The organism is Anaerostipes amylophilus, assembly GCF_025567365.1.
Classification (GTDB): domain Bacteria; phylum Bacillota; class Clostridia; order Lachnospirales; family Lachnospiraceae; genus Anaerostipes; species Anaerostipes amylophilus.
In genome coordinates, this window is record NZ_JAOQJG010000020.1 from 1 (window position 1) to 314 (window position 314).

At 43.3% G+C, this 314-nt stretch carries 1 protein-coding gene; it reads right to left on the reverse strand.

Translation table 11 applies throughout. The features are described from left to right. Positions 1-314, reverse strand: a 314-nt coding sequence (locus tag OCV53_RS12220; protein WP_148368988.1) for an InlB B-repeat-containing protein, incomplete at both ends; no start/stop codon positions are given.

Here is a 314-nt window from a genome sequence, read left to right on the forward strand (position 1 = left end):
TCCATTCGTATAATCTGCCCTGACTGCATCCGGAGTCTTTGCCCATCCTACAAACGTATATCCTTTTCTGGTAAACAGACCGGATGGTATGGTATAAGATTCTCCTGTCTTTACCGGTATGATCTTTGCATCTGCCTGTGCGCCATTTGGCATGAAGCTGATCTTATACTGGCCATTTCCCCATATCGCATATAAGGTAAGGTCAGAAGCCGTCTGATATTTGATCGCTTCCTGATCTTCGTAAGCTGCAACATCTCCATCCTTTGTCTTACTCCATCCAAGGAACTGATAGCCGTTATTTGTAAATGTATTTT